This window comes from Chryseobacillus diguaensis, assembly GCF_049220665.1.
Lineage (GTDB): Bacteria > Bacillota > Bacilli > Bacillales > Bacillaceae > Metabacillus_B.
On the sequence record NZ_JBMKNV010000004.1, the window covers coordinates 134,722 to 160,560 of the forward strand.

Annotated in this window: 21 protein-coding genes and 1 pseudogene; 7 read left to right on the forward strand and 15 right to left on the reverse strand. The window is 41.2% G+C overall.

Annotated elements, in window-relative coordinates:
* The first annotated feature begins 74 nt into the window (after nt 1-74).
* The gene (locus ACOT8F_RS07985; protein ID WP_421651112.1) at nt 75-455 is read left to right on the forward strand and encodes a hypothetical protein; all 381 of its coding nucleotides are present in this window, start codon (nt 75-77) and stop codon (nt 453-455) included.
* A gap of 41 nt (nt 456-496) precedes the next feature.
* A complete protein-coding gene (locus ACOT8F_RS07990) occupies nt 497-904 on the forward strand; it encodes a hypothetical protein (RefSeq protein ID WP_421651113.1) in 408 nt (135 codons plus the stop codon).
* On the opposite strand, the gene ACOT8F_RS07995 is transcribed toward ACOT8F_RS07990, so the two are convergent.
* The 14 genes and pseudogenes from ACOT8F_RS07995 to ACOT8F_RS08060 all read right to left on the reverse strand — a co-directional run bounded on the left by ACOT8F_RS07995 (nt 899) and on the right by ACOT8F_RS08060 (nt 18,465).
* Complete coding sequence (locus tag ACOT8F_RS07995; RefSeq protein ID WP_421651114.1) at nt 899-1,291, reverse strand: hypothetical protein; 393 nt, start codon at nt 1,289-1,291, stop codon at nt 899-901. The genes ACOT8F_RS07990 and ACOT8F_RS07995 overlap by 6 nt on opposite strands.
* Nucleotides 1,292-1,400: 109 nt before the next feature.
* Nucleotides 1,401-2,499, reverse strand: a protein-coding gene (gene prfB / locus ACOT8F_RS08000) for a peptide chain release factor 2 (protein WP_421651115.1) whose coding sequence is annotated in 2 segments (ribosomal slippage) — nt 1,401-2,435 and nt 2,437-2,499 — 1,098 coding nt in all. Because the reading frame shifts where the segments join, the coding sequence is not laid out codon by codon here.
* A gap of 379 nt (nt 2,500-2,878) precedes the next feature.
* Nucleotides 2,879-5,389 carry a preprotein translocase subunit SecA gene (gene secA, locus ACOT8F_RS08005; protein WP_421651116.1) on the reverse strand — a complete coding sequence of 837 codons (2,511 nt, stop codon included), beginning with the start codon at nt 5,387-5,389 and terminating at the stop codon, nt 2,879-2,881.
* A 579-nt stretch (nt 5,390-5,968) separates the two neighbouring features.
* Nucleotides 5,969-7,201, reverse strand: coding sequence for an arginine deiminase (gene arcA / locus ACOT8F_RS08010; protein WP_421651117.1), 1,233 nt, complete (start codon nt 7,199-7,201; stop codon nt 5,969-5,971).
* A 231-nt stretch (nt 7,202-7,432) separates the two neighbouring features.
* The gene (hpf, locus tag ACOT8F_RS08015) at nt 7,433-8,026 is read right to left on the reverse strand and encodes a ribosome hibernation-promoting factor, HPF/YfiA family (protein ID WP_421651118.1); all 594 of its coding nucleotides are present in this window, start codon (nt 8,024-8,026) and stop codon (nt 7,433-7,435) included.
* Nucleotides 8,027-8,287: 261 nt separating this feature from the next.
* Nucleotides 8,288-8,680: a DUF8042 domain-containing protein gene (locus ACOT8F_RS08020; protein ID WP_421651119.1), complete on the reverse strand. Its 393-nt coding sequence runs from the start codon at nt 8,678-8,680 to the stop codon at nt 8,288-8,290.
* Between the two features lie 107 nt (nt 8,681-8,787).
* Nucleotides 8,788-8,880: a mannonate dehydratase gene (locus ACOT8F_RS08025; RefSeq protein ID WP_421651485.1), complete on the reverse strand. Its 93-nt coding sequence runs from the start codon at nt 8,878-8,880 to the stop codon at nt 8,788-8,790.
* Between the two features lie 21 nt (nt 8,881-8,901).
* Nucleotides 8,902-9,147: pseudogene (locus ACOT8F_RS08030) on the reverse strand (mannonate dehydratase); the annotation flags it as partial.
* 46 nt (nt 9,148-9,193) lie between these two features.
* Nucleotides 9,194-9,841: a bifunctional 2-keto-4-hydroxyglutarate aldolase/2-keto-3-deoxy-6-phosphogluconate aldolase gene (locus ACOT8F_RS08035; RefSeq protein ID WP_421651487.1), complete on the reverse strand. Its 648-nt coding sequence runs from the start codon at nt 9,839-9,841 to the stop codon at nt 9,194-9,196.
* A 130-nt stretch (nt 9,842-9,971) separates the two neighbouring features.
* Nucleotides 9,972-11,306: a glycoside hydrolase family 30 protein gene (locus ACOT8F_RS08040; protein ID WP_421651120.1), complete on the reverse strand. Its 1,335-nt coding sequence runs from the start codon at nt 11,304-11,306 to the stop codon at nt 9,972-9,974.
* A gap of 69 nt (nt 11,307-11,375) precedes the next feature.
* Entirely contained in the window at nt 11,376-15,131 is a 3,756-nt protein-coding gene (locus tag ACOT8F_RS08045; protein WP_421651122.1) for a glycoside hydrolase family 3 N-terminal domain-containing protein, read from the reverse strand.
* A 176-nt stretch (nt 15,132-15,307) separates the two neighbouring features.
* Complete coding sequence (locus tag ACOT8F_RS08050; protein ID WP_421651489.1) at nt 15,308-16,627, reverse strand: ABC transporter substrate-binding protein; 1,320 nt, start codon at nt 16,625-16,627, stop codon at nt 15,308-15,310.
* A gap of 55 nt (nt 16,628-16,682) precedes the next feature.
* The gene (locus tag ACOT8F_RS08055) at nt 16,683-17,567 is read right to left on the reverse strand and encodes a carbohydrate ABC transporter permease (RefSeq protein WP_421651123.1); all 885 of its coding nucleotides are present in this window, start codon (nt 17,565-17,567) and stop codon (nt 16,683-16,685) included.
* A 25-nt stretch (nt 17,568-17,592) separates the two neighbouring features.
* The gene (locus tag ACOT8F_RS08060; RefSeq protein ID WP_421651124.1) at nt 17,593-18,465 is read right to left on the reverse strand and encodes a carbohydrate ABC transporter permease; all 873 of its coding nucleotides are present in this window, start codon (nt 18,463-18,465) and stop codon (nt 17,593-17,595) included.
* Nucleotides 18,466-18,633: 168 nt separating this feature from the next.
* Between ACOT8F_RS08060 and ACOT8F_RS08065 the strand changes: the two genes are divergently transcribed.
* The 5 genes from ACOT8F_RS08065 (at nt 18,634) to ACOT8F_RS08085 (ending at nt 24,859) form a co-directional block, all read left to right on the forward strand.
* Entirely contained in the window at nt 18,634-20,466 is a 1,833-nt protein-coding gene (locus ACOT8F_RS08065; RefSeq protein WP_421651125.1) for a cache domain-containing sensor histidine kinase, read from the forward strand.
* A complete protein-coding gene (locus tag ACOT8F_RS08070; protein ID WP_421651127.1) occupies nt 20,444-22,003 on the forward strand; it encodes a response regulator transcription factor in 1,560 nt (519 codons plus the stop codon). The genes ACOT8F_RS08065 and ACOT8F_RS08070 overlap by 23 nt, the downstream gene beginning before the upstream one ends.
* Before the next feature lie 374 nt (nt 22,004-22,377).
* Nucleotides 22,378-23,025, forward strand: a complete 648-nt coding sequence (locus ACOT8F_RS08075) for a phytanoyl-CoA dioxygenase family protein (protein WP_421651129.1) — start codon at nt 22,378-22,380, stop codon at nt 23,023-23,025.
* 402 nt (nt 23,026-23,427) lie between these two features.
* Nucleotides 23,428-24,099, forward strand: coding sequence for a polysaccharide deacetylase family protein (locus ACOT8F_RS08080; RefSeq protein ID WP_421651130.1), 672 nt, complete (start codon nt 23,428-23,430; stop codon nt 24,097-24,099).
* A gap of 31 nt (nt 24,100-24,130) precedes the next feature.
* A complete protein-coding gene (locus ACOT8F_RS08085; RefSeq protein ID WP_421651131.1) occupies nt 24,131-24,859 on the forward strand; it encodes a glycosyltransferase in 729 nt (242 codons plus the stop codon).
* A gap of 107 nt (nt 24,860-24,966) precedes the next feature.
* On the opposite strand, the gene ACOT8F_RS08090 is transcribed toward ACOT8F_RS08085, so the two are convergent.
* A complete protein-coding gene (locus ACOT8F_RS08090; RefSeq protein ID WP_421651133.1) occupies nt 24,967-25,494 on the reverse strand; it encodes an Imm6 family immunity protein in 528 nt (175 codons plus the stop codon).
* Nucleotides 25,495-25,839 lie beyond the last annotated feature (345 nt).

Genomic DNA, 25,839 nt, shown 5'->3' on the forward strand with positions numbered 1-25,839 from the left:
CTTATCTTTTAACTCAAAGAAGGAAAAAATTCAATTTTCTGGAATAGTTATAAAGGAACGGGGGGCAAATAGCGATGAATATCCAAAAGCATTATAAAAAAAACGCACAATTTACAGCAGTACTGGGAGTGATAAGCTTTATCCTCGGAATCACTGCATCCCTTGGCGCCTGGGTCTTTCATTGGCCGTTAAATCCTGCAGATATTCCGCTTACCCTATTCTTAACAGCCTTGTTTATGGGAGCAGTATCGGGTATTTTTCAAGTGTATTCCAAAACGAATATCCCTCTGGCTGCGGGTGCGGCTGCCAAAATTCAGGATCATAATGAATTCATCTTAATGAAAGTACCCTCCCCTTTCTTCCGGGCATTAGCCTTTTCTCCAAACGGCGTTATGGCTTTTGAAGCTGTGCCCAAAACCATTCCATATTTTGAAAAGAAAGCCGTTCTTTTTTAGGAAAAACATGGTTTCTAAAAGAGAAAGATGGGAATTTACTCGTGATCATCCGCCAGCAGGCAGGCATTGTCAAACCGGTCAAAGTATACCATGCTGACAATCAGTTTATTGGTTCATTCTCGGAAAAACTGGCTGTCGGTCTTAAAAGAGAAGTCGAAGGAGAGAATCAGCGAATGATTGCTGCTATTCAATCAGATATCTATCTTTATGATGTTCAAGTTACAGGGGAAAATGGAGAGTACTGGAGAAGGTTCCGAGAAGGCTGGCTTCCGGTGGGAATGGTCAAACCGATTCAAAGAAGCCAATCAGTATACGCTCATTCTTTCGGAAAGCATCAATATGCAAGCAAGGTTATTGATGCTTGCCATCAGTTTTTATATTCTGTATCACAAAAAATAACCCGGCCAATGAGCCGGGTTACGCGGTGTTACTTATTGAAGATCCTATAAGTTTGGTCTGTTTACACGGCTTTGGATGCTTGTGATGTTTCTTGGCTGTTTCCCCGAAACACATGCTGCAAAAGTAAAAATCGTTACGATTAAAAGTCCAAGTGTCAGCATACCAAATCCTATGGCCATTAAAATAGCTGAATCCATATAAGAGTGAAATCCGGTCAATCCAAGCAGCAATGTACCGCCTAGAGCTGAAAACATTACACCCCAAAGATATACCTTCTTTTTCCCCCAAATGAACAGGAGCACTCCAGCTGATAAAATAATGATGGCTGAAGCATTATAGATTCCTTCCATACCCGGCCACTTCAAAAGTCCCAGTAATCCAAACATGAGTGAAACAGCAAAAGGACACGTAGCAAGCACCCTAAGCAGGATCTTCAATTTTTACACCTCCCGAACCATCTCATTTAATCATTTAAGAATTATTTACCCGTTTTTTAAAAGGACAAACGCTGCAGTAATATAATGCGACAAAATTCGAGGCTTATAATTAAAGTTTTGAGCGAAGATAAGCATTGATAAACGGATCCAGTTCCCCGTCCATTACAGACTGGGTATTCCCGATTTCCGTATTTGTTCTATGATCTTTCACAAGGGAATAAGGATGGAAAACATAGGACCGGATCTGGCTTCCCCAACCGATATCTTTTTGTTCGCCACGGATTTCGGCCAGTTGAGCTTCCTGCTCTTCAATTCTCTTTTGGTAGAGCTTTGCTTTCAGCATTTTCATTGCATGCTCGCGGTTTTTAATCTGAGAACGTTCTTGTTGGCAGGAAACGACAACACCTGTTGGAATATGTGTAATCCTGACAGCGGAGTCCGTTGTATTAATATGCTGGCCTCCGGCGCCGCTCGCACGGTACGTATCGATTTTCAAATCTTCTGTTCTGATTTCAATTTCAATTTCATCGTTGAATTCAGGCATCAGCTCACAGGAAACGAAAGAAGTGTGGCGGCGTCCTGAAGAGTCGAATGGTGAAATACGGACAAGGCGGTGAACCCCTTTTTCCGCTCTCAAATAGCCGTAGGCATTGTGCCCTTTAATCAAAAGCGTAACAGATTTGATTCCCGCTTCGTCTCCCGGAAGGTAGTCAAGGGTTTCCACTTTAAACCCTTTGCGCTCAGCCCAGCGAGTATACATACGAAGCAGCATGCTTCCCCAGTCCTGAGATTCAGTTCCGCCTGCACCTGGATGGAGCTCCAAAATCGCATTATTTTTATCATATGGCCCGCTTAAAAGAAGCTGCAGCTCGAATTCATTTAATTCATGAACATATTCCTTTAATTCTTTCACAAGCTCTTCATGAAGCTCTTCATCTGCTTCTTCCCGAAGAAGCTCAAGTGTCATCTGCAGATTCTCATCCGTCTCACTTAAATGATGGAAGCTGTTTACAGCATCCTTCAAAGCATTTGCCTCGTTAATAACAGTCTGTGCGGCATTCTGATCGTCCCAGAAGCTTGGCATAGACATTTGCTCATCTAACTCCCGAATCCGTGTTTCCTTTGCTTCGAGGTCAAAGAGACCCCCTAAAGTCCGCTAATTTCTTAGCTGTTTTATCTAGCTCTTGTCTAATTTCGACTAAATCCATAACAGTCACCTCATGTATTTTTTCATATTTATCTTAATCATTCTCTTTATCATAATCAAAAATGATGAAAAAGGAAAATGAAGCTCGATTCTTTTTTGCATTACATCAATAAAAATTATAGACTCATCTACTTTATATGGAAAGGTTTTAACCGATTTTAGCTAAAATCCCTTCCTGTAATTTGTGTTGCGCACGAATATCAAGACACCTTCTCTTTACAGAGGGATCTGCAGAATATTTTGCAAAGCCTAAAACCTTTTTTCAGGTCGTTGAAGAACATTATATGGCGGATAAAAGACATTAATCATCAAATCCTCTTTTGCTAAGAGGATTTTTTATGCCGAAAAAAAGAAGAGGCGAAAAGCGCCTCTCACATTTTTTACTTGCCGTGGCAGTTTTTGTATTTCTTTCCGCTTCCGCAATGGCAAAGCTCATTACGTCCAATTTCAACCACTTTGCGGGAAGGTTTTTTCTTCGGAGCTTCATCGCCTTCTTTTGGATGAATGGCAGCATCTGCTTTAATAACCTCTTCACGCTCAAGATTATTTTCAATTTCTGCTTTCATGACATAGCGGGCAACTTCTTCTTCGATGGATGCAACCATCGCTTCGAACATTGCAAATCCTTCCATTTGATATTCTCTGAGAGGATCTGTTTGTCCGTAAGCGCGAAGATGGATTCCCTGACGAAGGTGATCCATGCTGTCAATATGATCCATCCATTTAGAGTCAACAGAACGAAGCATAATGACTTTTTCAAACTCGCGCATTTGCTCAGTGCCGAAGTCCTCTTCCTTGCGGCTGTATTTTTCTTTTGTTTTCTCTAGGATGACTTCAATCATTTCTTCCGGTTCTTTTCCGTTGATCTCCTCAACTGAGAACGTACCTTCATCAAGAATATTGGCATTGATGTATTCAACAAGGCCTGTCAAATTCCATTCTTCCGGAAGATCTTCTCTAGGAGTAAACGCATTAACCGCTCTTTCTACGGTAGAAGTGATCATCGCTTCTACAATCTCACGAAGGTTTTCTGATTCAATCACTTCAGCACGCTGCTTGTATATAACCTCACGCTGCTGACGTAAAACATCATCATATTGAAGAAGCTGTTTACGGGCATCAAAGTTATTGCCCTCAACCCGTTTTTGCGCTGATTCAACCGCACGGGAAACAATTTTACTTTGAATTGGCTGTGTATCATCCATACCAAGACGGTCCATCATATTCATCATGTTCTCAGAACCGAAGCGGCGCATCAGCTCATCCTCCATGGAAAGATAGAATTGCGTAATACCAGGGTCACCCTGACGGCCTGAACGTCCGCGAAGCTGGTTATCAATACGGCGTGATTCATGGCGTTCTGTACCAATAACAGCTAGTCCGCCAAGCTCTATCACACCTTCGCCAAGCTTAATATCGGTTCCGCGTCCGGCCATGTTGGTCGCAATCGTTACGGCGCCTTTTTGACCCGCAAGTTCAATAATTTCAGCCTCGCTGAAGTGGTTTTTCGCATTCAATACATGATGCGGAACCCCTTTGCGCTTCAAGAGCTGAGAAATAAGCTCAGACGTTTCAACCGCAACTGTACCAACAAGCACTGGCTGGCCGAGCATATGACGCTGCGCCACATCTTCTACTACCGCACGGAATTTACCTTCCATGGAACGGTAAACAAGATCCGCTCTGTCATCACGGACAACCGGTCTATTCGTTGGAATCGCAACAACCTGCATGTTGTAAATATTGCGGAATTCCTCTTCTTCCGTTTTCGCTGTACCTGTCATACCGGAAAGCTTTTTGTACATACGGAAGTAGTTTTGGAATGTAATCGTTGCAAGTGTCATGCTTTCGTTTTGGATTTCAAGACCTTCTCTTGCTTCAATTGCCTGGTGAAGCCCTTCACTGTAGCGGCGGCCTTTCATAAGACGCCCTGTGAATGGGTCAACAATTACAACTTCGCCATCATCCACTACATAATCAATATCAGGCTGCATCACGACATTTGCTTTTAGAGCCTGATTGATATGATGGTTGAGAGTTACATGAGAAATATCAAACAGGTTTTCAATGCCGAATCCGCGCTCAGCCTTTGAAATTCCTTCCTCTGTTAGCTGAACGCTTTTTGTTTTCACATCAAACGTGTAGTCTTTATCCAGTGTCAGCGTGCGGACAAAGGCATTTGCCTGTACATAAAGTCTTGTCGATTTAGCAGCTTGTCCTGAAATAATAAGCGGAGTACGCGCTTCATCGACCAAGATGGAGTCAACCTCATCAATGATCGCGTAGTTTAATGGGCGCTGAACCATTTCTTCTTTGTAAAGCACCATGTTATCGCGCAGATAATCGAAACCAAGCTCATTATTTGTAGAATAGGTTACATCTGCTGCATAAGCTTCCCGCTTCTCATCCTTGTCAAGAGAATTCAGGTTCAGGCCGACTGTCAATCCGAGAAACTGAAAAATTTCTCCCATTTCTGCAGCGTCACGGCTAGCCAGGTATTCATTGACAGTAACAACATGAACACCTTCTCCAGAAAGGGCATTTAAATAAACAGGCATAGTGGAAGTAAGTGTTTTACCTTCCCCTGTTCTCATCTCTGAAATATTCCCTTCATGAAGGGCAATACCACCCATTAGCTGTACTTTATAAGGATACATGCCAGTCACACGTCGTGCAGCTTCCCTCACTACGGCAAAAGCCTCAGGAAGAAGGTCATCCAAGGACTCGCCTTTTGCCACGCGTCCTTTAAATTCTTCCGTTTTGCCTTTGAATGCTTCATCTGGTAAAGCTTCCATTTCAGAGCTGTATTTATCTATTTCAAGCGCCATTTTTTCATAACGATTTAACGTCCGTTTATTAAAATCAAATACTTTATTTAGAATTCCAAGCATCTAAAACGCTCCTCTTTGATCATTTATGATCTTATTCGAAAATAAATTATCCCACCAACCATATTATCACTAAGCAACCGATGCCACAACCGTTATAGATGGGAGAAATCAGCCAATTGCTGGGTTTGTTTGGTGTATGGGGGGTTTTGTTTCTTTTTGCAGGGTTTGAAGTGAGGTGGCTTTGTGGTGATTTTGGGCCTGTCCCCATTTTAATGCAGCCGCCTGGCCCCCAACCAAGTAAAGCGATAAAGCTATGTCCCCTATACTGTTAAAGGTTGAAATGGCATGTGGTTTAAAGCAAACCGCTCTGTCCTTTAGTACTTTAAAGAAAAAGGGGACAGGTACTAGAAATTGGGTGACAGTCCCTTGTTCCGTTAAAGCGCTAATACTATGTCCCCACGTTGCTTAAGTATTTGAAATACATGGATTTGCAAACTTCTCCCTGTGTCCTGTCATACGGTAAAGCAGCTGGGGCCAGGAGCCACCTTTTAAAAGGGACAGACCCCCGCTGCTTTAAACCCCTAAAACCCAAACCAATCAAAAAAGCACTCCCTATTTTAAAAGGAGCACTTCCAGCCCTCAAATATCTTCCCTCACCCATGGCATGCTCATGCATCTTGGGCCGCCGCGGCCTCTTGAAAGTTCTGAGCTCGGGATTTCCAATACTTCAACACCGCTTTCTTTCATGAGCCTGTTCGAAACATAGTTTCGGTCATAGGTAACGACTACTCCTGGCCTGATGGCAAGTGTATTGGAACCGTCATTCCATTGCTCTCTTGCAGATACGATCGGATCGCCCCCGCCGCATGGGATTAAGGCGATTTCATCCAGCTGCAAAACTTCTTTTAACGTTTTCGTTAAATTGTTCCTTCTGGAAATGGTTACTCTTCCTTCATCCTCATGGCGATCCAGAATAAAAATATTCATGCTGTCATCCTGCTTGATGCAGCCTGGGTGCATCGTAAATTTATCATGGTCAATCATTGTAAAGACAGTGTCCAGATGCATGAAAGAGCGGGATTTCGGAATTTCTACGGCTACAACACGCTGAATTTCTTTTTGCTTTTTAAAGAGATTCACTGCCAGTTTTTCAATAGCCTTAGCTGACGTTCTGGCGCTTACCCCAATGGCAATTGTATCCTTGCTTAGGACAAGCTCATCTCCGCCTTCAATCGGAAAATTGTAATCACGGTTCAGCCAGACTGGCGTTTCTTTTCCTTTAAAGCGGTCATGATAGCGGATAATAAAATCCATAAATAGGGACTCTCTTCTTCTGGCACTTTCATTCATCTGGTTTACGCTGATTCCATTGCCGATAGCAGCTGCAGGGTCTCTTGTAAAATAGAGGTTTGGCATCGGGTCCAAATAAAAGGGATATTGATCGGACATAAATTCATATAAATGAATTTTTTTCCCATTATCCACTTCAGATGTCCGCACTCCTTCCATCACTCTTCTGACAAGTTCATTTGGAGGCAGAGACTTCAGGTATTCTTTCAAGTATGGGCCTGCTCCGTTCACATTGGACCAGCTCTCCAAAAGAATCTGATCTATGAATTCTTTCCTTGCTTCATCTGTTAGAAGGGATTCTACTACAAGCTGCTCAAGGTATAGAACATTTACCCCTTGGTTCCGGAGCAAATCAGCAAACACATCGTGTTCCTTTTGGACAGCAGGCAAATAAGGGATATCATCAAATAAAAGGCGCTTCAAATATTCCGGTGTCAGATTCTCAACCTCTCTGCCCGGCCGGTGAAGCATCACCGTATTCAGCTTTCCGATTTCAGAATTGATATGTATGGGGGTATCCATTTTTTCCTGCCTCCTTTATCTGATAATCTCTACCCTAAATTTCATTTTTTATAACTGATTAAAAAAAGCAGGAAGATTTTGCTTTTTCTTATAGTATTTCAATTTTTAACAGAAATAATTTATGAATTCCACTCTCTTCCTTAAGAATAAAAAAGGCTAAAAAACCTTGAAGAGCATTATGAATCAACTATTACCGAAAAAAAAGACGCCGGGAAGGCGCCTTCTTTACACTTATTCATTCGGCTCTATAATGCCGTATTTGCCATCTTTTCGTTTATAAACTACGTTAGTTCGATTGGTTTCAGCATTTGTAAAAACGAAGAACGTATGGCCCAGCATGTTCATCTGCAGGATAGCTTCTTCGCTGTCCATTGGTTTTAAGTTAAAGCGTTTTGTACGAACAACTTCTGTGCTGTCATCGAGCATCTCCTCTACATCATCTTCAAGAACAGTCGTTGAGACTGGTTCTGATGCTAAGGCTTCTCCATTTGTAAAAGCAAATTTTGCGGAGTTTTCCTGCTGCTCGCGGAATTTTCGGTTCACTTTTGTTTTATGCTTGCGAATTTGGCGTTCGAGCTTGTTGGTTACCAAATCAATCGCAGCATACATATCCCCATTGTGCTCTTCACCGCGAAGGACGAGATGATTCATTGGAATGGTCACTTCAATTTTAGAATCCATATCATTGTAGTATTTGAGATTCACATGGCACTCTGCATTGATAGAATCCTGAAAGTACCTTTCCAGTTTATCAATTTTCTTCTCCACATAATCTCGTAAAGCTGGAGTTACCTCAATGTTTTCACCTCTGATGTTATATCTCATCAGAACCCCTCCTCACTTTGTAAAGGATATGTAAACTTACTTCTATATTCCCCTCTAGGTTTCCTGCCGAAACGTAAATTTCTTGTGAAAATTTTGTTAATTTATAAAGAAATTTGTCGACCTCGACATTTCCCGGGAAACTTCTTCTCTATTCTCTTATTCTATCGACAGAATAAGAGAAACCATATTTTGCGTCCAGTATATGCAGGAATCGTGTTATATATGAAAAAAAAAGAGATCTCCAGAATATTCTTTAGATCACTACTGTAAAATATAGCGCTGCATTCTGCTTTGTACTGCTTCTTTCCATGCTTTAAAGGCTGGAACCAGTTCGTTTTTGATATATGTTTCTGAAGCAAACGGGTATTCTTGTGCGGAATCCATTTTTTCTAATTCAAAAATGACACTGTCAAATTTCAATATTTCTGATATCAGTTCATCATCTTTTTCACTGGCTGTCAGGATAGCCGAATTGGATGAATCGATATCATAAAAGGCTTCCATAATCCGAGAAAATATTTTTTCGGATTCCTCATATTCCTGGTTTTTATAACCATCAATCACAAACTGAAAGCTTTCATCCAATGTTTCAAGCATATAAAAATAATAAAAATATAGCTGATAGTTATCTGTAGTTTGCATGGTCTTCACCATTTTCCCCTTATAGGATATTCTACCGATTTTATCGGTTCTATTTGAAAAATTTACATCTAAATTGGAAAAAAAAAAGAAAACCGGATGTGCTCCGGTTTACTTAGAAGTTATTTTCTTCCCTTTACTGCTGCTTCCCAAAGTCCGTTTAAGTAAACAGCTCCAAGCGCCCTGTCCTGAAGACCGTATCCGGGTCTTCCCAGATGGTTGTTTGATAGTTTTCAATAAGCGTCTCTTGAAGGAAGACCAAGTTTACTATCTTCGTGCACTGAAACACTCTCAATGACTTCAAGAGATAAGTGGTGCTTTTCAATTTTTTCCTTTAACTCTCTTATTTTTTCTTCACTCCACACTTCTCCGAAAGGCACGTCATAAATGGCCGAACCAATTCCCTTCATTCCTGGAATCTGCCTGATTTTCTCAAGCGTAACCGGGTCATCCTCTCCATACCATCGGAATGTCATTTTCATTGTGCAACATCCCCGGCTTGATATCGCTTACAATTATGCTCTCCTTTTATACCCTTAAGCCCGCTTGCTTCACTTTCTCAGTATATTGGCGTGCCCGCTCTTCAACCAGGTGATAATCGCCCCTCTGAATGCCTTTTGTAAGCTCGCTGCCCACTCCGACAGCAAAGCTTCCTGCTTCAAACCAGTCAAGAATGTTCTCAAGATTGACTCCCCCAGATGGCATTAAGTTCGCATGAGGAAGCGGCCCTTTGACGCTTTTAATGAAGGAAGGACCAAGGTTCCCTCCAGGAAATGCTTTCACAACATCCACTCCGCTAGCCATCGCCTCTACAATCTCCGTTACAGCTGAACAGCCAGGCAAATATGGAATCGAGTAACGATTGCAGACACGGCTGATTTCTCTGTCAAAATGAGGACTCACCACATATGCTGCTCCGCTTAAAATGGCCAAGCGGGCTGTTTCTGCATCAAGCACTGTACCCGCCCCAATGAGAACTTCATCCTCCTCAAACTGCTTGATCAAATGCTTGATTGCATCAAGCGCATTCGGTGTTGTAAACGTCACTTCAATGCTCTTAATGCCTCCCCTTATGCAAGCCTCTGAAATCTCGATCGCATCCTGATCACTTTTCCCGCGAATGACAGCGATTACTTTTTCCTGTTGCAGACGGTTTAATATCACGTATTTTTGTATCAATACTCCCACCCCTTGCTGCAGAATTAAATTACTTTTAAAATATAAATCTATTATAACTAAATCGGTTTAGTTTGTGAAACTGAAATTTAAAAAGGAGATGCTGCTTCCTGGCATCTCCTTATGCTGCTTATAATATTCCCGTTGTTATGGAGCCCGCCGGCAGCGAAAAAGAAGCCGTTTTTCCTTCTATTCTTAAATTAATAAGCATCTCCTCAGCTGAACGGTTCAATAAAACAAGCACAATTGTTTCATCAGGATTTTTCATCGAAACAGCCTCAAGTTTATCACTGTATTTCGTAGAGGCAATCCGAACTGCCCCAGGCTGAATGTATCGGCTGAAATGGCCAATATATGTATAGGAGAGCTTTTCCTGCACAGCATCATTATCCGTATCGCACATCACTGGTGCATCACAATAATTGCCGACGTGGTTCGGACCGCCCTCTTGATTCAGAATGAGATTCCAATCAATAAAAGCGTTCATTCCTGCATTTATATTTCCGATGATATCATGAGCATACATTTGGGCATTGGCTAACTGTCCTGCTTCGCTAAAACGGCTATATTCCACGCACCCTTCGGTGAAAATCAATTTTTTATCAGGAAATTGTTCGCGAACAAGTCTAATAGCATCAAAATGATCCCCGCTGTACCAATGGAATGCCACACCCTGCACCATCTTATTTGTTTCTTCGTCGATGATGGCTGATGCTCTTTCAAACATTCTTTCTTTATTGTGATCCCATATGCTGACCTCTATATCATCAAGTTCATTTTTCACAAGTGCAGGATACAGATAATCTCTTAAAAACTCTTTTTCCTCCTGATCAGTGTAAAGACATGAATCCCATGTCTGTTTGGCATTCGGCTCATTTTGAATCGTCATCATTGTGATATGAAATCCTTTTTTCCGGTATTCCTTTATATAGCGGCAAATGTATGCTGCCCAGAATTCCCGGTATTCAGGCTTTAGGGAACCGCCTTCTGTCCTGCTGCCATTTGATTTCATAAAAGAAGGGGGAGACCATGGAGAGAGCATAACGGACAGCTTTTTTCCTGCTGTCTGCTCTGCCTTCTTCAGCATTGGAATAATATACTCCTCGTCCCTTTTTAAACTGAATGACTTTAGCTCATGATCTTCAGGGTCGTTCATTGCAGCATATTGGCCAACAGAAAAATCACAGCTGTCAATGTGAGTCCGAACCAGATTATAATTGTTTCCCTCAGGACCGAAATAGGCGCTGATAATCCTTTTTTGGTTCTCCTCCCCCATAAGTGAAAAAGTATATCCTGCAGCCTCTGTAATAGCCGCTCCAAACCCTTCAAATTTTTGATAAACAATCTTAGGGTACACATTAACAGCCTGCAATTCTACTCCAGTATCTTCAAAAAATTCACTCGTATGCCCGATCGTTTTTTTCTGTTCGTTATTATAAGTTGTTGTGATGAGCTTGATTTTCATAGGAAAGTCCCCCTTTTTTGCAATGGAATAGCCAGACCAGTTCGGTCCGGCTATCTTTTCGGCAGTTTCTTAGTTTGCTATATTCCATTGGTACGTTCCAACAGATTTAGCAGGCAATTGAGCTTTGAATTGAGTACCTTTATGAATCAGTTTGAAGGTTTGCGGTTCAACCGTCTGGTTAATCACAACCACTACAATGGTTTTCTTATCAGGGCTGATGAAAGCAACATTGGTTACTCCATCTGAAGAGCCATAATTGCTGTCAATCCGGGTATATCCCGGTTTAACAAACTTAGAAAATTGCCCCATTATATAATATTCAGGTGTCAGCCAATAATTGTTCCGGTCAGCAGAGTCCTGTACAAGCAATGTCGGATCCGGGGTGCCTACCCATTGATGCGTGTTAATATCACTGTCAAGCATCGTAACCCAGGAATTGTAGCTCTTAGCATAGTTCCTGAAGTATTGAGCGATTCTGTCAGCGCCGGATGTTCCCCATACGGCTCGCTCCGTTAAATAAACATTCTTCTCAGGGTACAGGTTATGCAGCTTGGTCATTTCGCCTAAATCTCCGCCATAATCATGGAAAGCTGTCCCATCCACTGCTTCATAAGCTTCTTTGTCAGCAAGAATCTTTGCGGGATAAGCCATTGTGTCTCCTGGGTTATGATCAAAGATCCAAAGCTTCACATCCTTAAATCCATTTGCATCAAGTTCTTTTCGAAGCAGCTTCGCAAGCTCTGCTTCCTGCTGCCATGGAATATACGTGCTTGGGTAGTCAATTTCCAATAACGGCTCATTCTGCAAGGTTAATGCATCAATATTAATGCCCTGTGCTTTATATGCTTGAAGATATTTCAGATAATATTTAGCAAGCACCGGCAAATATTCATCCTTCACTTTTCCTCTAATGATGCTGTCAGAGGTTTTCATCCAGCCTGGAGGACTCCAAGGAGAAGCAAAGAATTTTACATCCGGATTGATTTTTTGGATTTGTTTGACTGTGTCGATGATTTTGTAATCAATATCTTTTTTAATTGAGAAATTTTCAAGATTTACATCTGTTTTACCTTTAGGCATATCATCGTAAGTATAGAATTTTCTCGCTGTAAAATCGGCTGTTCCGATTGTCAGCCTCATTTGGCTTATTCCGATCCCATTTTCTTTATCCGCGAGTTTTTTCAGCAATTCCTCTCTTTTTGAAAGAGACATTTTGGACAAGTTGAAGATGGTTGATTCCTCCATTGAGGATCCGATGCCTTGCACCTCCTGATACGTCTTATCAGAGTCAAGGTTAATGACCGGCACTTTGCTCTCGCCGATCTTTGTCAAATCAAGGTTTGTTTCTTTTTGAAGGAGCTTGTCTCCCTGCTGGTACCTTGGAGCGAAATACCAGGCAATATCCTTTGAATCTCTTTCCGTTGTCACCCAATTTTCTACTGCCTCTTTTTTGATTACATCCGGCTTCTCGCCACCGCCATTATCAGGAGGAGTAACAGGTATATCACCAGTCCGTTTAAATTCAAGCCAGTTCAAATTCAGCGCGCCGTTAATGTACTCGAGCTTTAGTTTGTGCTTTCCTTTTTTCAATGGAACGTCTGTCACGGATTGCGTTTTCCAATTTTGGTATCCTCCAGTTGAAGTCACTCTTAATTTCCCTGCTATTTTCGCATCATCAATAATCATGTTGACGCCGGTTTCACCGCTCAAATTCGCAGCGTAGCGGAAATCGGCTTGATACAGGCCATCCTCCGCAACATCAATGTTATACTCCAGCCAGTCACCGCCATCTGCCCACCCAACATCTTTTGTTCCTTCAGAGGAATCTTCTGTCTGAAGTCCATTTTGATTCGTATAATTCTCTGCCTCGATCTTCCCCGGAACCGGTAACCCAGCTGGTTCTGGACGGACAGGAGCCGGTTTTATTTTCGGTGTTGCCTGGTTTTTCTTTAAACCGTAGCCATAATCGAACATGATATAATCCTTCATCATATTGCCCATTTGGTATGCCTCTAAGTAGAATGGCCATTTCACAGAAAGCTTGCCGGTGAAGTCCTTTTTTCCAAAGAGAACATCTGCTACTCCTTCTCCTTCTGTACCAGGCAGCCAAGCCTCCACAAGCCCTGCCCAATCCTTCATTTGATCTGTTACAATCATTGGACGCCCGGAAACAAGCACAACGATGATCGGGATTTTCGGATCTGCTTTGCGGATGTTTTCAATTGTCAGAAGATCAAGCTTATTCAGATTTAGATTGTTTGTATCACCATTGCTTTCTGCATATGGTTCTTCTCCCACAACAACAATCGCAGCATCCTTCCCTTTTGCTCCGCGGCCATGCTTGTTGTACGTAATCTTTTGATTTCTTCCCGCTGCCTGTTTAATTCCTTCAAGGATTGTCGTACCTTTTGTTATATTTCCCGATTTTCCTTGCCATGAAATTGTCCAGCCGCCGGATTGCTTTCCGATATCATCTGCACTTCTTCCAGCAACTAAAATATTTTTCATCTTGCCAAGCTGGGACATGATTGGCTTGTTGTTCACTTTATCATTTTTCAATAGCACTAAAGATTCCGATACAGCCTGTCTTGCGATTTTTCGATGTTCTGCTGATCCAAAATCCTTCGCAAGCGTTTTATCTGTTTTCGGATGCTCAAAAACGCCTGCTTCAAATTTCACGCGTAAAATTCTTGATACCGCATCATCCAGCCGGCTCATTGAAATTTCTTTTTCCTTCACTAATTCCAATGTCAGAGAATACGTTTCTTTCCAATTTTCCGGCTGCATCATCATGTCTACTCCGGCATTGACTGCCGTTTTAATTTGCTGCTTTAAGCCGGAAACAGGATGCCCGTCCTGATCCTTTGTTATTTGCTGAATGCCGTACCAGTCAGAAACGACAAATCCAGTAAAGTGAAGTTCGTTTTTTAATACATCTGTCATCAGTCGCTTGTTGGCATGCATTTTTAAGCCTTGAATGCTGTTAAATGATGCCATAACCGTTCTTACACCTGAGTCAACTGCAGTTTTATAAATGATTTTATCTTTTGCCAGTATTTCATCTTCTGTATACTGCGTCACATCACCCTGGTTCACACCGTCTTTTGTATAGCCTTCACCAATAAAATGCTTGGCAGTTGCTACAACCTTTGACGTTTTCTTTAAGTCTTTTTCTTTATCGCCTTGCAGTCCTTTAATGTATGCTTTACCCATTTCAGCAACGAGCTTTGGATCTTCCCCGAAGCTCTCATAAGTCCTTCCCCAGCGAATATTCTGGGCATCAACAACAGTCGGTGCAAATGTCCAATTCGGACCGGAGGATTTCACTTCTTCAGCAGCAGCTTTCCCGATTTTTTCAACAAGCTTAGGATCGCGTGCTGCCCCCAGCCCAATGCTGTGAGGGAAAATGGTTGCGCCAAGCAGGTTATTATGACCGTGAACAGCATCTACTCCATAAAGAAGCGGGATGCCAAGTCTTGATGCAAGGGCCCCATCCTGATAAGCATCAACCATCCTGGACCATTTATCACGGGTTGAGTTTTCTGCTTTTCCTTCAGGATAAGAGCCTCCTCCGCTAAGAATGGAGCCGAGCGAGTAATTCTTCACATCTTCAGGTGTCACAGATCCCCGTTCTGCCTGAATCATTTGGCCGACTTTTTCTTCAATCGTCATTCTTGCGAGCAAATCGGAAACTCTTTTTTCAACAGAACTTTTTGCATTTTGATAAATCGGTGCAGTCTCTTGTTTGGCATCGACTTTTGGAACGGTGCCAAGCAGTGAAAAACACATAACCACAGCAGTTGAAACGGACAATGCTTTTTTCATTTCTTACCTCCTTATCATTTTTTGAATCTTCACTCTTTTATAGTAGAGATATAAAAAACAATAAGGAATGCTCCATATTTTAGAAAGCGTTTCCATTTTTACGAATATAAAAGGCTTTTTTTAAAATTTACTCCGTTAAAAAAACAGAGGAAACGCGCCCCTCTGTTTTCTGCTTATTATTTGGCAGCGCTTTGGTTTTTATCAGCGGCTTCATCCAATTTTTTCGCAAATTCCTCCGGAGTGAGCGTTTTAGATAACAGCTGCTGATGGAGCTGCATAATGCTTTCCTTGAATTCTGGAGATCCTTGGTCAAGAACAGGTGTGCCGCTAGATGTTTTCATAGAATTGAACAGGTCTACCAGCTGCTTTTGAAGCGCTGTTTCTTTACCGGTTAAATAACTGCTGAAGGTTTGTGCAGGGATGGCTGCTCCAGTCTGCCACGCGGATTTTACCCAGTTTTCCGGTTTAAAGAAATACGTCAGGAATTTCAGCGCTTCTTCTTTATGAGGACTGTTATTGGAGATCGAATAACCGCCTCCGAACCAAGCTGCTACGTCCTCAGCCTTTCCTTTATCAGATGCAGGATAAGAGAATACACCCACATTTTGTCTGAAGCTTTCAGGGAAGTTTTGATCTGTTGCAAGTCCCATTTCCCACGAACCCATTAAATACATGGCTGCCTGCTCCTGGCCGAATTGGTTTCTGGATGTGCCATAATCAGCTGTTAGAAACCCATCCTGGAAGCCGCCTGCATCGGCGAATTCCTTCATAAACTTGGCTGCATTTACAACCTCGCTTGAATCAAATTTTGCTTTGCGCGCCAACGCATTATCCATTGCGGCAAAGTCTCCTGTTTCACGCTGAAGGACGTATTCAAACCAGATCGGAAGCGTCCAGCCATCCATACCGTTGATGGAAACAGGATTAATGTTTTTGCTTCTTAATTTCTTAACTGTATCAAGGAATTCAGCTTGTGTTTTAGGAATTTCAATGCTGTTGTCTTTGAATATCTTTTTATTGTAATAAACCACCATCATATCGGCATTTTTAGGAAGTCCATAAAGCTTGCCGCCTTTAGAATAGCCTTCTGTTGAGCCTGGAACAAAGTTATCCTTTTCAAACTCTTTCGGATTCAATTCAAGGAGAAGCTTATTGTTAATTAAAGGATCGATAAAGGACGGCTGCCCCCATGTGTGCATAATATCCGGCAATTTATTCGTTGAAGAATATATTTTCACTTTATTTTTGTATTGTTCATCCTGAAGGGCTTCTACTTCAATCTTTACATTTGGATTTTCCTTCATATAGCGGTCGATCAGATCCTGTTCGACTTTTCCGACGCCAACTGTCCGATCCGGATTGGCACTGAAAAACTTTAATGTGACAGCTTCATTTTTAGAGCTTCCTTCTGCTTTGCCTCCTGTAGAGCTTGAGCTGCAGGCAGAAAGAGCGAAGGCAAGGACAAGCATAACGGCGAGTAAAATCGTCTTTTTCATTCTTTTCAACTTTGTATCCCCCTAAAATTTCGTTTTAAAAACGCTTACAAAAATGCTATCCTTTTACAGCACCAGCTGTAATCCCTTTTGTCATTTGCTTGCTGAAAATAATAAAAATCAAGATGGACGGCAGTGCAATTAACGTCATAACAGCAAACTGAGCTCCATAATTGGAAGAATATTGTCCCGTGAATTTCAGAATGGAAAACGGCAATGTTTTTAAGTCCTCCGAGACAAGAAAGGTATTGGCAATGATAAATTCATTCCACCATGTAATAAAGTTCAGCACGCATATTGTGGCGATTGCAGGCTTTGTCATTGGCAAAATAATCTTAAATAAAAGGCCGAAGATACTGCACCCATCCATTATAGCCGACTCCTCTATTTCTTTTGGAATCGTTTCTAAAAATCCTGTCATGATAAACATGCTCACAGGCAGAGAAAATGCAATATACGGCAGAAGCAAAGCAAATTGATTATCCAGCATGTTGAGCTTATTGAACATAATAAAGTTTGGAAGCAATGTTGCATGAATCGGAATGATCAGACCAAGCATGATCAGGTTCATCGTAAGCGTCCTGAACCTCCACCTCATTCTTGTAAACGCAAAGGCAAGCATCAAGGCTAAAATCGCTGAAACCGCAACCGTTATACTTGTAATCATCAGGCTATTTAAGAAATAGCGGGGAACCCCTCCGTAAGCAAAGGCATTAAAATAGTTCGCCCATTCAAATGTTTCAGGCCATTTTAGAAAGGAAGGTCCAAAGAAATCTCCACTTTTCAGCAGTGAGAAATTGATCAGCCAAATGAGCGGAAACAGCTGCACGATAGCTAAAAGCCACATAAAGAAAAAAAGCAGAATTTTTTTCAACGACGTCTTTTTTTTCACCTGTGTGTGAACATGAAGCTCAGGCTGAGATAAATGAAGGTTAGTTTCCACACTCAAACTCCTTTTTTCCAGAGTGTTAATATTCCCCCACATCCTTTTTCAAGGTTTTATTTAAAATGACTGTTAAGATTAAACAGAATACAACGAATAAGACAGAAATTGCATTTCCGTAGCCATACAGCGATGACGAAAAGGCCGTTTTATAGAGATAGTTTCCAAGAAATTCAGTACTGTCTCCTGGTCCCCCTCCTGTCATCAAGAAAATCGTTTCCATTTGTTTTAAGCAAGTAACAACCGCTAGAACAATAGCGACCCTCATAACAGGAAACAATAAAGGAATAATGACCTTAGTATAAAGCTGGAATTGATTGGCACCATCAAGCATCGCTGCTTCTTTCATCGATTCTGGGATGCCCTGCAGTCCTGAATGGTACAGGAGCAATGCGTATCCAAACCCTTGCCACATCACGACAAGAATAATGCACCATATCGCTGTACTCGGATCACCCAGCCAGTTATGCTTAAGGAAAGAAAGATGAAACACATCAAGCGCTTTATTCACTAATCCGTAGGTTGGGTGGAATATACTGACCCAAAGCTTTGACGTGACAACAACGGAAATGACAGCAGGGATAAAAAAGATCGCTGCAAAAAATTTCTCTAGCTTTCCGCAATAGGTTAATAGAATCGAAATCAGAATGGCGATTGGATGCTGCAGGATAACCGTCAGAGCAGCTAAGAGAGCAGCATGCCATAACCCTTTCCAGAACACTGGATCCTTCGTCAGAATATCGATGAAATTCTGCAAGCCGACAAACTCATACTGTCCGATTCCACTCCAATTCGTCGCCCCGTAATAGACGCTCATGATGACCGGAATACCTATCATAAATAAAAAGATGGCAAGCCCCGGCCCTACCAAAAATAAAATAGACAAACGATTACTCATTACTTTATGCAGCTTCTTTCACCTCCTAAGCCTTTATCATCATTCTAAGATGATCCGGATATGAAAAGAATGTCCTAAATTTTAGATAACGTTTTCATTTTTCATATAATTTAGTATGATTTGACATATAAGAGGCGAAAGAAAGATTTTTAAGGGAGAGGCAATAGAATGAAAGTCATCCTGAAGTGGTATATGAACCTGCCGATACGGCAGAAGCTATTAATCTGGTTTGTGCCTTTATTTATGCTGACAATTGCAATAACAGGCTTCACCTCCTATCAAATCGCAACTGATCAGGTTTTCAGCAAGGTGAATCAGAATCAAGAGAACCTGCTGAAAAAGAGCATCGATCAATTAAATTTAATTGATCAGGAGGTCAATGACTTTGCCAATTATTTATTTCTCTCTTCTTCCGTGCAGGAGCTGCTAGATTCAGATGAGCCTTCACCCCTCAAACAGCAAACCTACAGTTCCCTTTCTAAGATGATGGTAACCCGCCCCATTATCCAATCACTGATTATCTACAGTTTATCTCCAAAAGAAGCCGATCAGCAGCCGCTTGCCATCAATCAGACTGGAATCACGAGCGCCAAACGCTTCACTTATTATGAGCATTCTCCCCTGTTTGACAGCTCACTGCTAAAAACCGGAGAATCTGATTGGCATCTGCTCAGGCCGGAGAACAGCCTCTTCATCGGAGACAGTCAAAGCAAAGTCTTAAAGTCCAGAATATTAAAAAACAGTAATAGCCTGAAGAATGAAGGGATTGTTGTGATTGGCATTAATGCCAACTTTTTAAGGGGAAATTATTTAACGAAGGAAGATCCCGAAACCCAGATGTTCATCCTTGATGACAATGGCATGATTCTGACTTCCTCTACTATGAAATGGGTAGGAAAAAATTATCGCAGCATACCTGCTCTGAAACCCATTCAGCATACGGCCATAAAAGACATCCCCTCTAGCATCAGCAGTGATGAGTGGATTATCGGACATTCTCATTCTGACTCAGCTGACTGGAATGTCATCATTGTCCAGTCAAAAAAGAAGGTTTTAAAGGAACTGAATCAAATTCAATGGATCACATTTTTTGTCATGGTTCTTTGTTTTATCGGAAGCATTTTCGTCTCCCTTCTCGCTGCCTCACACCTAACAAAGCCATTGCAGAAACTCATTTTATCGATGAAAGAGGTTGAAAAAGGAGATTTCTCTCAAAGCGTGGCTTTCTCCGGGGAAGATGAAATCGGTCAATTGGGAAAAGGCTATGACCAGATGATCGAACGGGTTCAAACGCTGATTCATGACGTATATCACTCTAAACTCAAGCAGCGCGATGCAGAATTGAAGGCTTTGCAGTCTCAAATCCATCCTCACTTTTTGTATAACACGCTGAACACCATTTGCTGGACGGCAAAACGGAAGGGCGAGCATGAAATTGCTGACATGACGTATGCGTTATCAAAGGTTTTCAGGCTCATTCTGAACGACGGAAGAGATTTTATAGATCTGAAATCAGAAATTGAACTGGTGGAAAACTATTTGTACCTTCAAGGTATGCGCTTTAAACCAAATGTCAATTTTGAAATATCCATTGAACCAGGATTAGAAAATATGAAAATACCAAACCTTTTGATACAGCCTTTTGTAGAAAATGCGATTATTCATGGCATTGAACCTTCAAATGAAAGTGGATTCATATCAGTGAGAGCTTTTACAGAATCAGGCCATACAGTGATCGAAATCGCCGATAATGGCATCGGAATTTCAGCAAGTACACTAACTGAAATAAACAGGCCTCTTAAAGCGTATGAGCTGGAAGAATTCGACCGCAAAAACGGGACGGGCTATGCGATCCATAATGTGAAGGAACGGCTAATGCTTGTGTACGGGAATGGAGCTGCATTGCATTTTTATTCCCATGAAGGAACAGGGTCACGTGCGGAAATACGACTGACAAACTTGGAAGGGGGAATTTCTGATGTGCAAATTGCTAATTGTTGAGGATGAAGCGGCCTTTCGGGAAGGGATTACGGAAATGGTGGCGTGGAACGAATATGGGATTGATCTTTGCGGGATATGCGAGGATGGAACAGAGGGGCTTCAGTCCTTTCAAGCCTTTCAGCCAGATATTTTGCTGACAGACATTCAAATGCCTGGAATGAGTGGAATTGAGCTGTTAAGGAAAGCAAAGGAGTCCGGGCATGATTTTGAAGCCCTGCTCCTTTCAGGGTATAGCGACTTTTCCTACGCAAAAGAAGGCATTAAGCTCGGAGCAATGGATTATCTCGTTAAACCCTGCATGCCTGAGGAAATTCTGGAATCCGTCTTAAAAGCAAAGGAAAGGTTAGAGGAACGCAAAGAGAATACAAAGGTAATAGATCATTTAAAAGAATCATGGACAAAGCATCTCTCAGAAGTAAAGCAGCAGAGGCTGAGTCACTGGCTTGAAGAAGGCTGCGGAAAAGATCAAATGGTGAAAGATATCCAGGAGCTGAAGCTTTCTTTTAAAAATAAGCCGGTTCAAGCTGGAATCATTCATATGCAAGGTTCCTTTATTGGAGAAGAAGGAAGAGAAAGGACTGCGGCTTTGATGAGTGCGGTTTATGAACCTGAAGGGGTCGAACTTTTTCAATTCAGCGATTATTTTGTATGGATTGCCAATGCCGGAAAGCTTCAAGAGAAAAAGCATATGGCAGATCTCGGAAAATTGCAGCGTTATCTTGAGAAAACATTTGGGATTAAAGCGGTACTTGGTGTTGGGAACCTGCAGCCACTTGAGCTACTCTACCAGTCTTATAGTGAAGCATTGAAATGCTTAGATATAGCTTTTTTTTCCGAGGCAAAGAAAGGTGTGTATTCTTTTTCCTCACTTGTTTTAAAGAATACGGCAGATACTTCCGCCAGCAAGGCCATTCAAAATGAGGAGGAGATGATGGATGCATTTGGTCAAAGAGATGCTGTTCTGATGATGTCTGAGCTGGATTCATGGCTAGCTATCATGAAAGACAGTGAGCATATTTCAAAGAGTGAAGCCATCCAAAGAGCGACCTCTCTTTTAAACGAAGCCTTTAAGCTGTTGATGAAAAACTATTCTGCCGATGTTCATCAGGAATTGCTGAACTGGAATGATCAGCTTTCAAAGGCAGAAACCTTTTCCGCCATGTCACACATGCTGAAAGAGGCTTTTAAGCAGCTCATCCAAACAGCAGAAGGACAAAACAGCGTTCATAAAACAGTCCGGGCGGCGCTTGATATTATTCACAGCAGCTATAAATCGAACCTGACCCTCGATTCCCTTGCAAAAGACGTCTTTGTTTCCACCTCCTATTTGAGCTCCTTATTCAAACAGGAAATGGGCATTAACTTTCTGGATTACCTGCACACTTACCGGATTGGCAAAGCGAAACAGCTTTTGAAAAAGGGGTTAAAAATCTATTCTGCTGCAAGGCTATCAGGCTATCAGGATGAACGGCATTTCAGCAGCACGTTTAAGAAATGGACCGGTATGACCCCTTCTGAGTTTCAGAAAAGAGGATGAATAATTTATTTTCATTTCATGCTTGCTATGAAACGCGTTTCATGGATTATCCTGAAACCACACCTTAGAAAGCGATTACAAATAAATTTTCGGGAGGAATGAAACGTGAATCAGAAAAACAATATTTTAGGGAATCAAGACATCACTCAATGAGCGTCCAAATCAGGAACCGCTTAGAGTACTAAGTGAAGCAGACTGGCAGTTCTGGAAAGAAAACGGGTATGTGATTGTGAAAAACGCCGTTCCTAAGGAAAATCTAGAAAGACTGAAAAACCTGATTTTGGGAGTTTGAAGAAAAGGACCCTGAGGATTCCTCAACCTGGTATACCAGCCCAAGCCGTGAAATGAAAATGCAGGAGCTTACGAATACCGGAATGGTCGAGCTTTATAATCATCAATACTTATGGGATAACCGCATGAATGAGCGTGTTTACAATGCCTTCGTTGATATTTGGGGAACCGAACAACTGTGGGCAAGCATTGACCGCTGCAACTTAAATCTGCCAATGAGACCAGGTCATGAATATAAGGGCTTTATTCACTGGGATGTGAACACCGCATCTGATCCGATTCCTGTAAACGTTCAGGGCGTCCTCTCTCTTGTTGATACTGACGCTGAAATGGGAGGTTTCCAGTACATTCCAGAACTGTATCGGAATTTTGACGAGTGGGTAAAAACTCAAGCCGAAGACAGAGACCCTTATATGCCTGATACAACTGGTTTCACCCCAAGAAAAATCGTCACAGAAGCAGGCGACCTGCTAATCTTTAACAGCATGCTCGCACACGGCATTCGCCCGAATCATTCAGACAAACCGCGGATTGCCCAGTACATCTCCATGTTTCCTGCTCAGGAAAATAATGAAGTGCTTAGGCAGACTCGGATTGAGTCTTGGAGCGAGCGTATTTCTCCGGCTGGGGATGCTTTCCCTGGTGACCCTCGGAACTGGGAACAGACGAAATATGGACGGGCGGAATTGACGGATCTTGGGGAGAGGCTGCTGGGGCTGAGAAAATGGTAATAGGAAAACCGCAGACTATTTTTTAGTCTGCGGTTTTATTGTTTTTTTTAACATATATCCCTTTTCAGAATTCATTAAGAGGGACGTTAAAAAAAAGTTTTAAAAAGGCTGTTTTCGGAAAGTTTGCTGCTATTCGTATGGGTTTTAAAAACGTAAGAAGATTAGCTTCGTGGTATCTTTTCTTAAAATTTCCGTCTAACTGGGAGATTTATTTATGTAAAAGAGTTAGGAAAACAACAAAGCCTAAGAAAAGAGCCTTAAGAAAAGAGCTTTTGGGAATCCTTCCAAGACTCAAGGCATCCGTACAAGCGTTTATGTAATATCCTCATATGAATATAACAAGAGTAAGGTTTAGCAAATAAAAATGTAAAAACCAAAAATCTTTAGAAAAGGTTGAATGGTATGAACGAACTTTCCCCCCGTTATATTTGCCTCACTTTTGACGATGGACCTTCGGCATACACTACTGACATCCTGGATATTCTTAAAAAATATGAAATAAGAGCAACATTCTTCATAGTTGGGTCAGCAGCAGAAAAATTCCCGGATATAGTCAGGAGAATCCACGCTGAGGGGCATGTGATCGGCAATCATACATGGAGCCATCCGAATATTACCCATCTGTCAAACGAAGAGCTTCAGCAAGAAATTCATTCTACATCTGACCAGATTAAGGAAATAATTAATATTTCCCCTGATTTATTTCGGCCTCCCTTTGGAGAAATCAATCATCATGCTTCAGCTGAAATTAAAGAAATGGGAATGACGACTGTTTTATATAATGTATCTAGCCGGGATTGGGTGCAGGATATGGATTCTAACTCTTTATATTGGCATGTCATTTTAATGCTGAAAAGACATAATATTATTCTGCTTCACGATGGTGATCAATTTGGAAGCGGTCCCCGGGATAATACGGTGTCTGCATTGCCATCTATTATCGAATATCTTTTAGAAAATGATTATTCCTTTGTAACGGTACCAGAGTTCCATGAAGAAGTTTTTAAAATAGAAAAGTGGGACATACGGTTCCTTCTGCATCAATTGTCTGTTTCTTTTCCATTTTATTATTAAGCTTGATCTCAAAATAAAAGGGTGAAAATTTATGAAGGAAGAAAATATTAAGTTTTCTATTATCATACCTGCCCATAATGAAGAAAAGTACATTGGCAGGTGTCTTGGTTCCATTGTATCTGCAGCAGAATTTTATAAGGACCAAGTTGAAATTATCGTGGTTTTAAACCGTTGTACTGACCGGACAGAAGAAATAGCAAAATCCTATCATTGCATTACCTTGAAAAATGAAGACAAAAATCTGTCAAAAATCAGAAACGCCGGAGCAAAGCTGGCACAAGGGGAAATCCTGGTTACCATCGATGCTGATACACGAATGTCCAAACACCTCCTAACGAGTATTGACAATTATTTGTCCTCTGGATTATATATCGGCGGGGGAGTAACGGGCAGTTTGGAGCGCATGTCGCTCGGTATTATGGCCTCTGTAACTGCATTGACCATTCCTTTGTTTTTAAAATACGGCTTGATATCCGTAGGGATCTTATGGTGCTACCGAAAGGATTTTGAAGCAATCAACGGATTTGATGAGGAAATCCTAATGGCGGAAGATTGTGATTTTGCCAAACGGCTGTCCATATGGGGATTAAAAAACTATAAAGCCTTCGGAACTATTCCATTTTCCATGACCACCTCAACCAGAAAATTTGATAAACACGGGGATTGGCTGCTCATTAAGAGGCCTGAGCTTATTTGGGCTTACCTGAAAGAAAATGATAAGAAGCATGCGGATGAAATATATTATGATTTTGAGAATTAGTATTTAGGCTTGCTTATTCGGCAAGCCTCTTTTTTTACTGCAGATAGTTGGAGCGTTTAATTTATCCGGAATAATTTACATTTAAAGCAAATACATAGTATTCTTAATTAGTTAGCTTCACAAACTTTAAACTTTATTAAAAAGTCTTCTTTCGTAATTGTAACTCCATTAAAATACTGTTGATTTTTCATTAATTGTCGTTTCATATTTTGAATTTGTTCATTAGTTATAAAAGATGTTTCCAGTGCACTTTGATAATATACATCAAGGCTATCTTCTTTTATTCCTTCCAATGCTTGAGGTAAATATTTTGTTTTTTCCTTTTTATAAGCTTGCCAAGCTGTATAGGCAACTGTATCAACTAGTAACGACCACATTCTAGCAATATTTAAGTCTTCTTCATCCTCAGCAAATTCAGAAATCCCTTCAAACTCTGCATTATCTATCAATTCGTATATTTCGTCACCAGATACACTGTAACTCTCAACCCAAGCCCAACAAGTATCTAAAGCTTTTCTTCCATCCAGATACCTTTCATCATCTTTTTCAATAACATCAAATGCTTTTTCAGCAATAGCTAATGCAAAAGCAACTTTAATATTATCCTCTAAGTCATAGATTAAATCGATATTCATTTCACACCTCTAGTTTAAAGATTATTTAAGTATTATCTTTCCATTTTGTAAAATGAATGATGTCATACCATTCAATTTAATAGTTTCATCCAGTTCTGATGTAACTATTATTTTTAAATTAGGGAACTTTTTGCTAGCCTGATAAAATATTCCGCACTTTCTGGAAAGTTTTTAATTAATCCTTTAGTACATTTGTTACAAACGCCTCTAGGATTTGACTGATGGATATACAAATTACCAATAACCTCATGGGGATCTATACCGCTTTTGATTATAGCATCATTAAACTCGTTAAGAACACCTTCTTCAGCATGCCTAGTAAACTGTGCTAACTTAGGGTTTTTA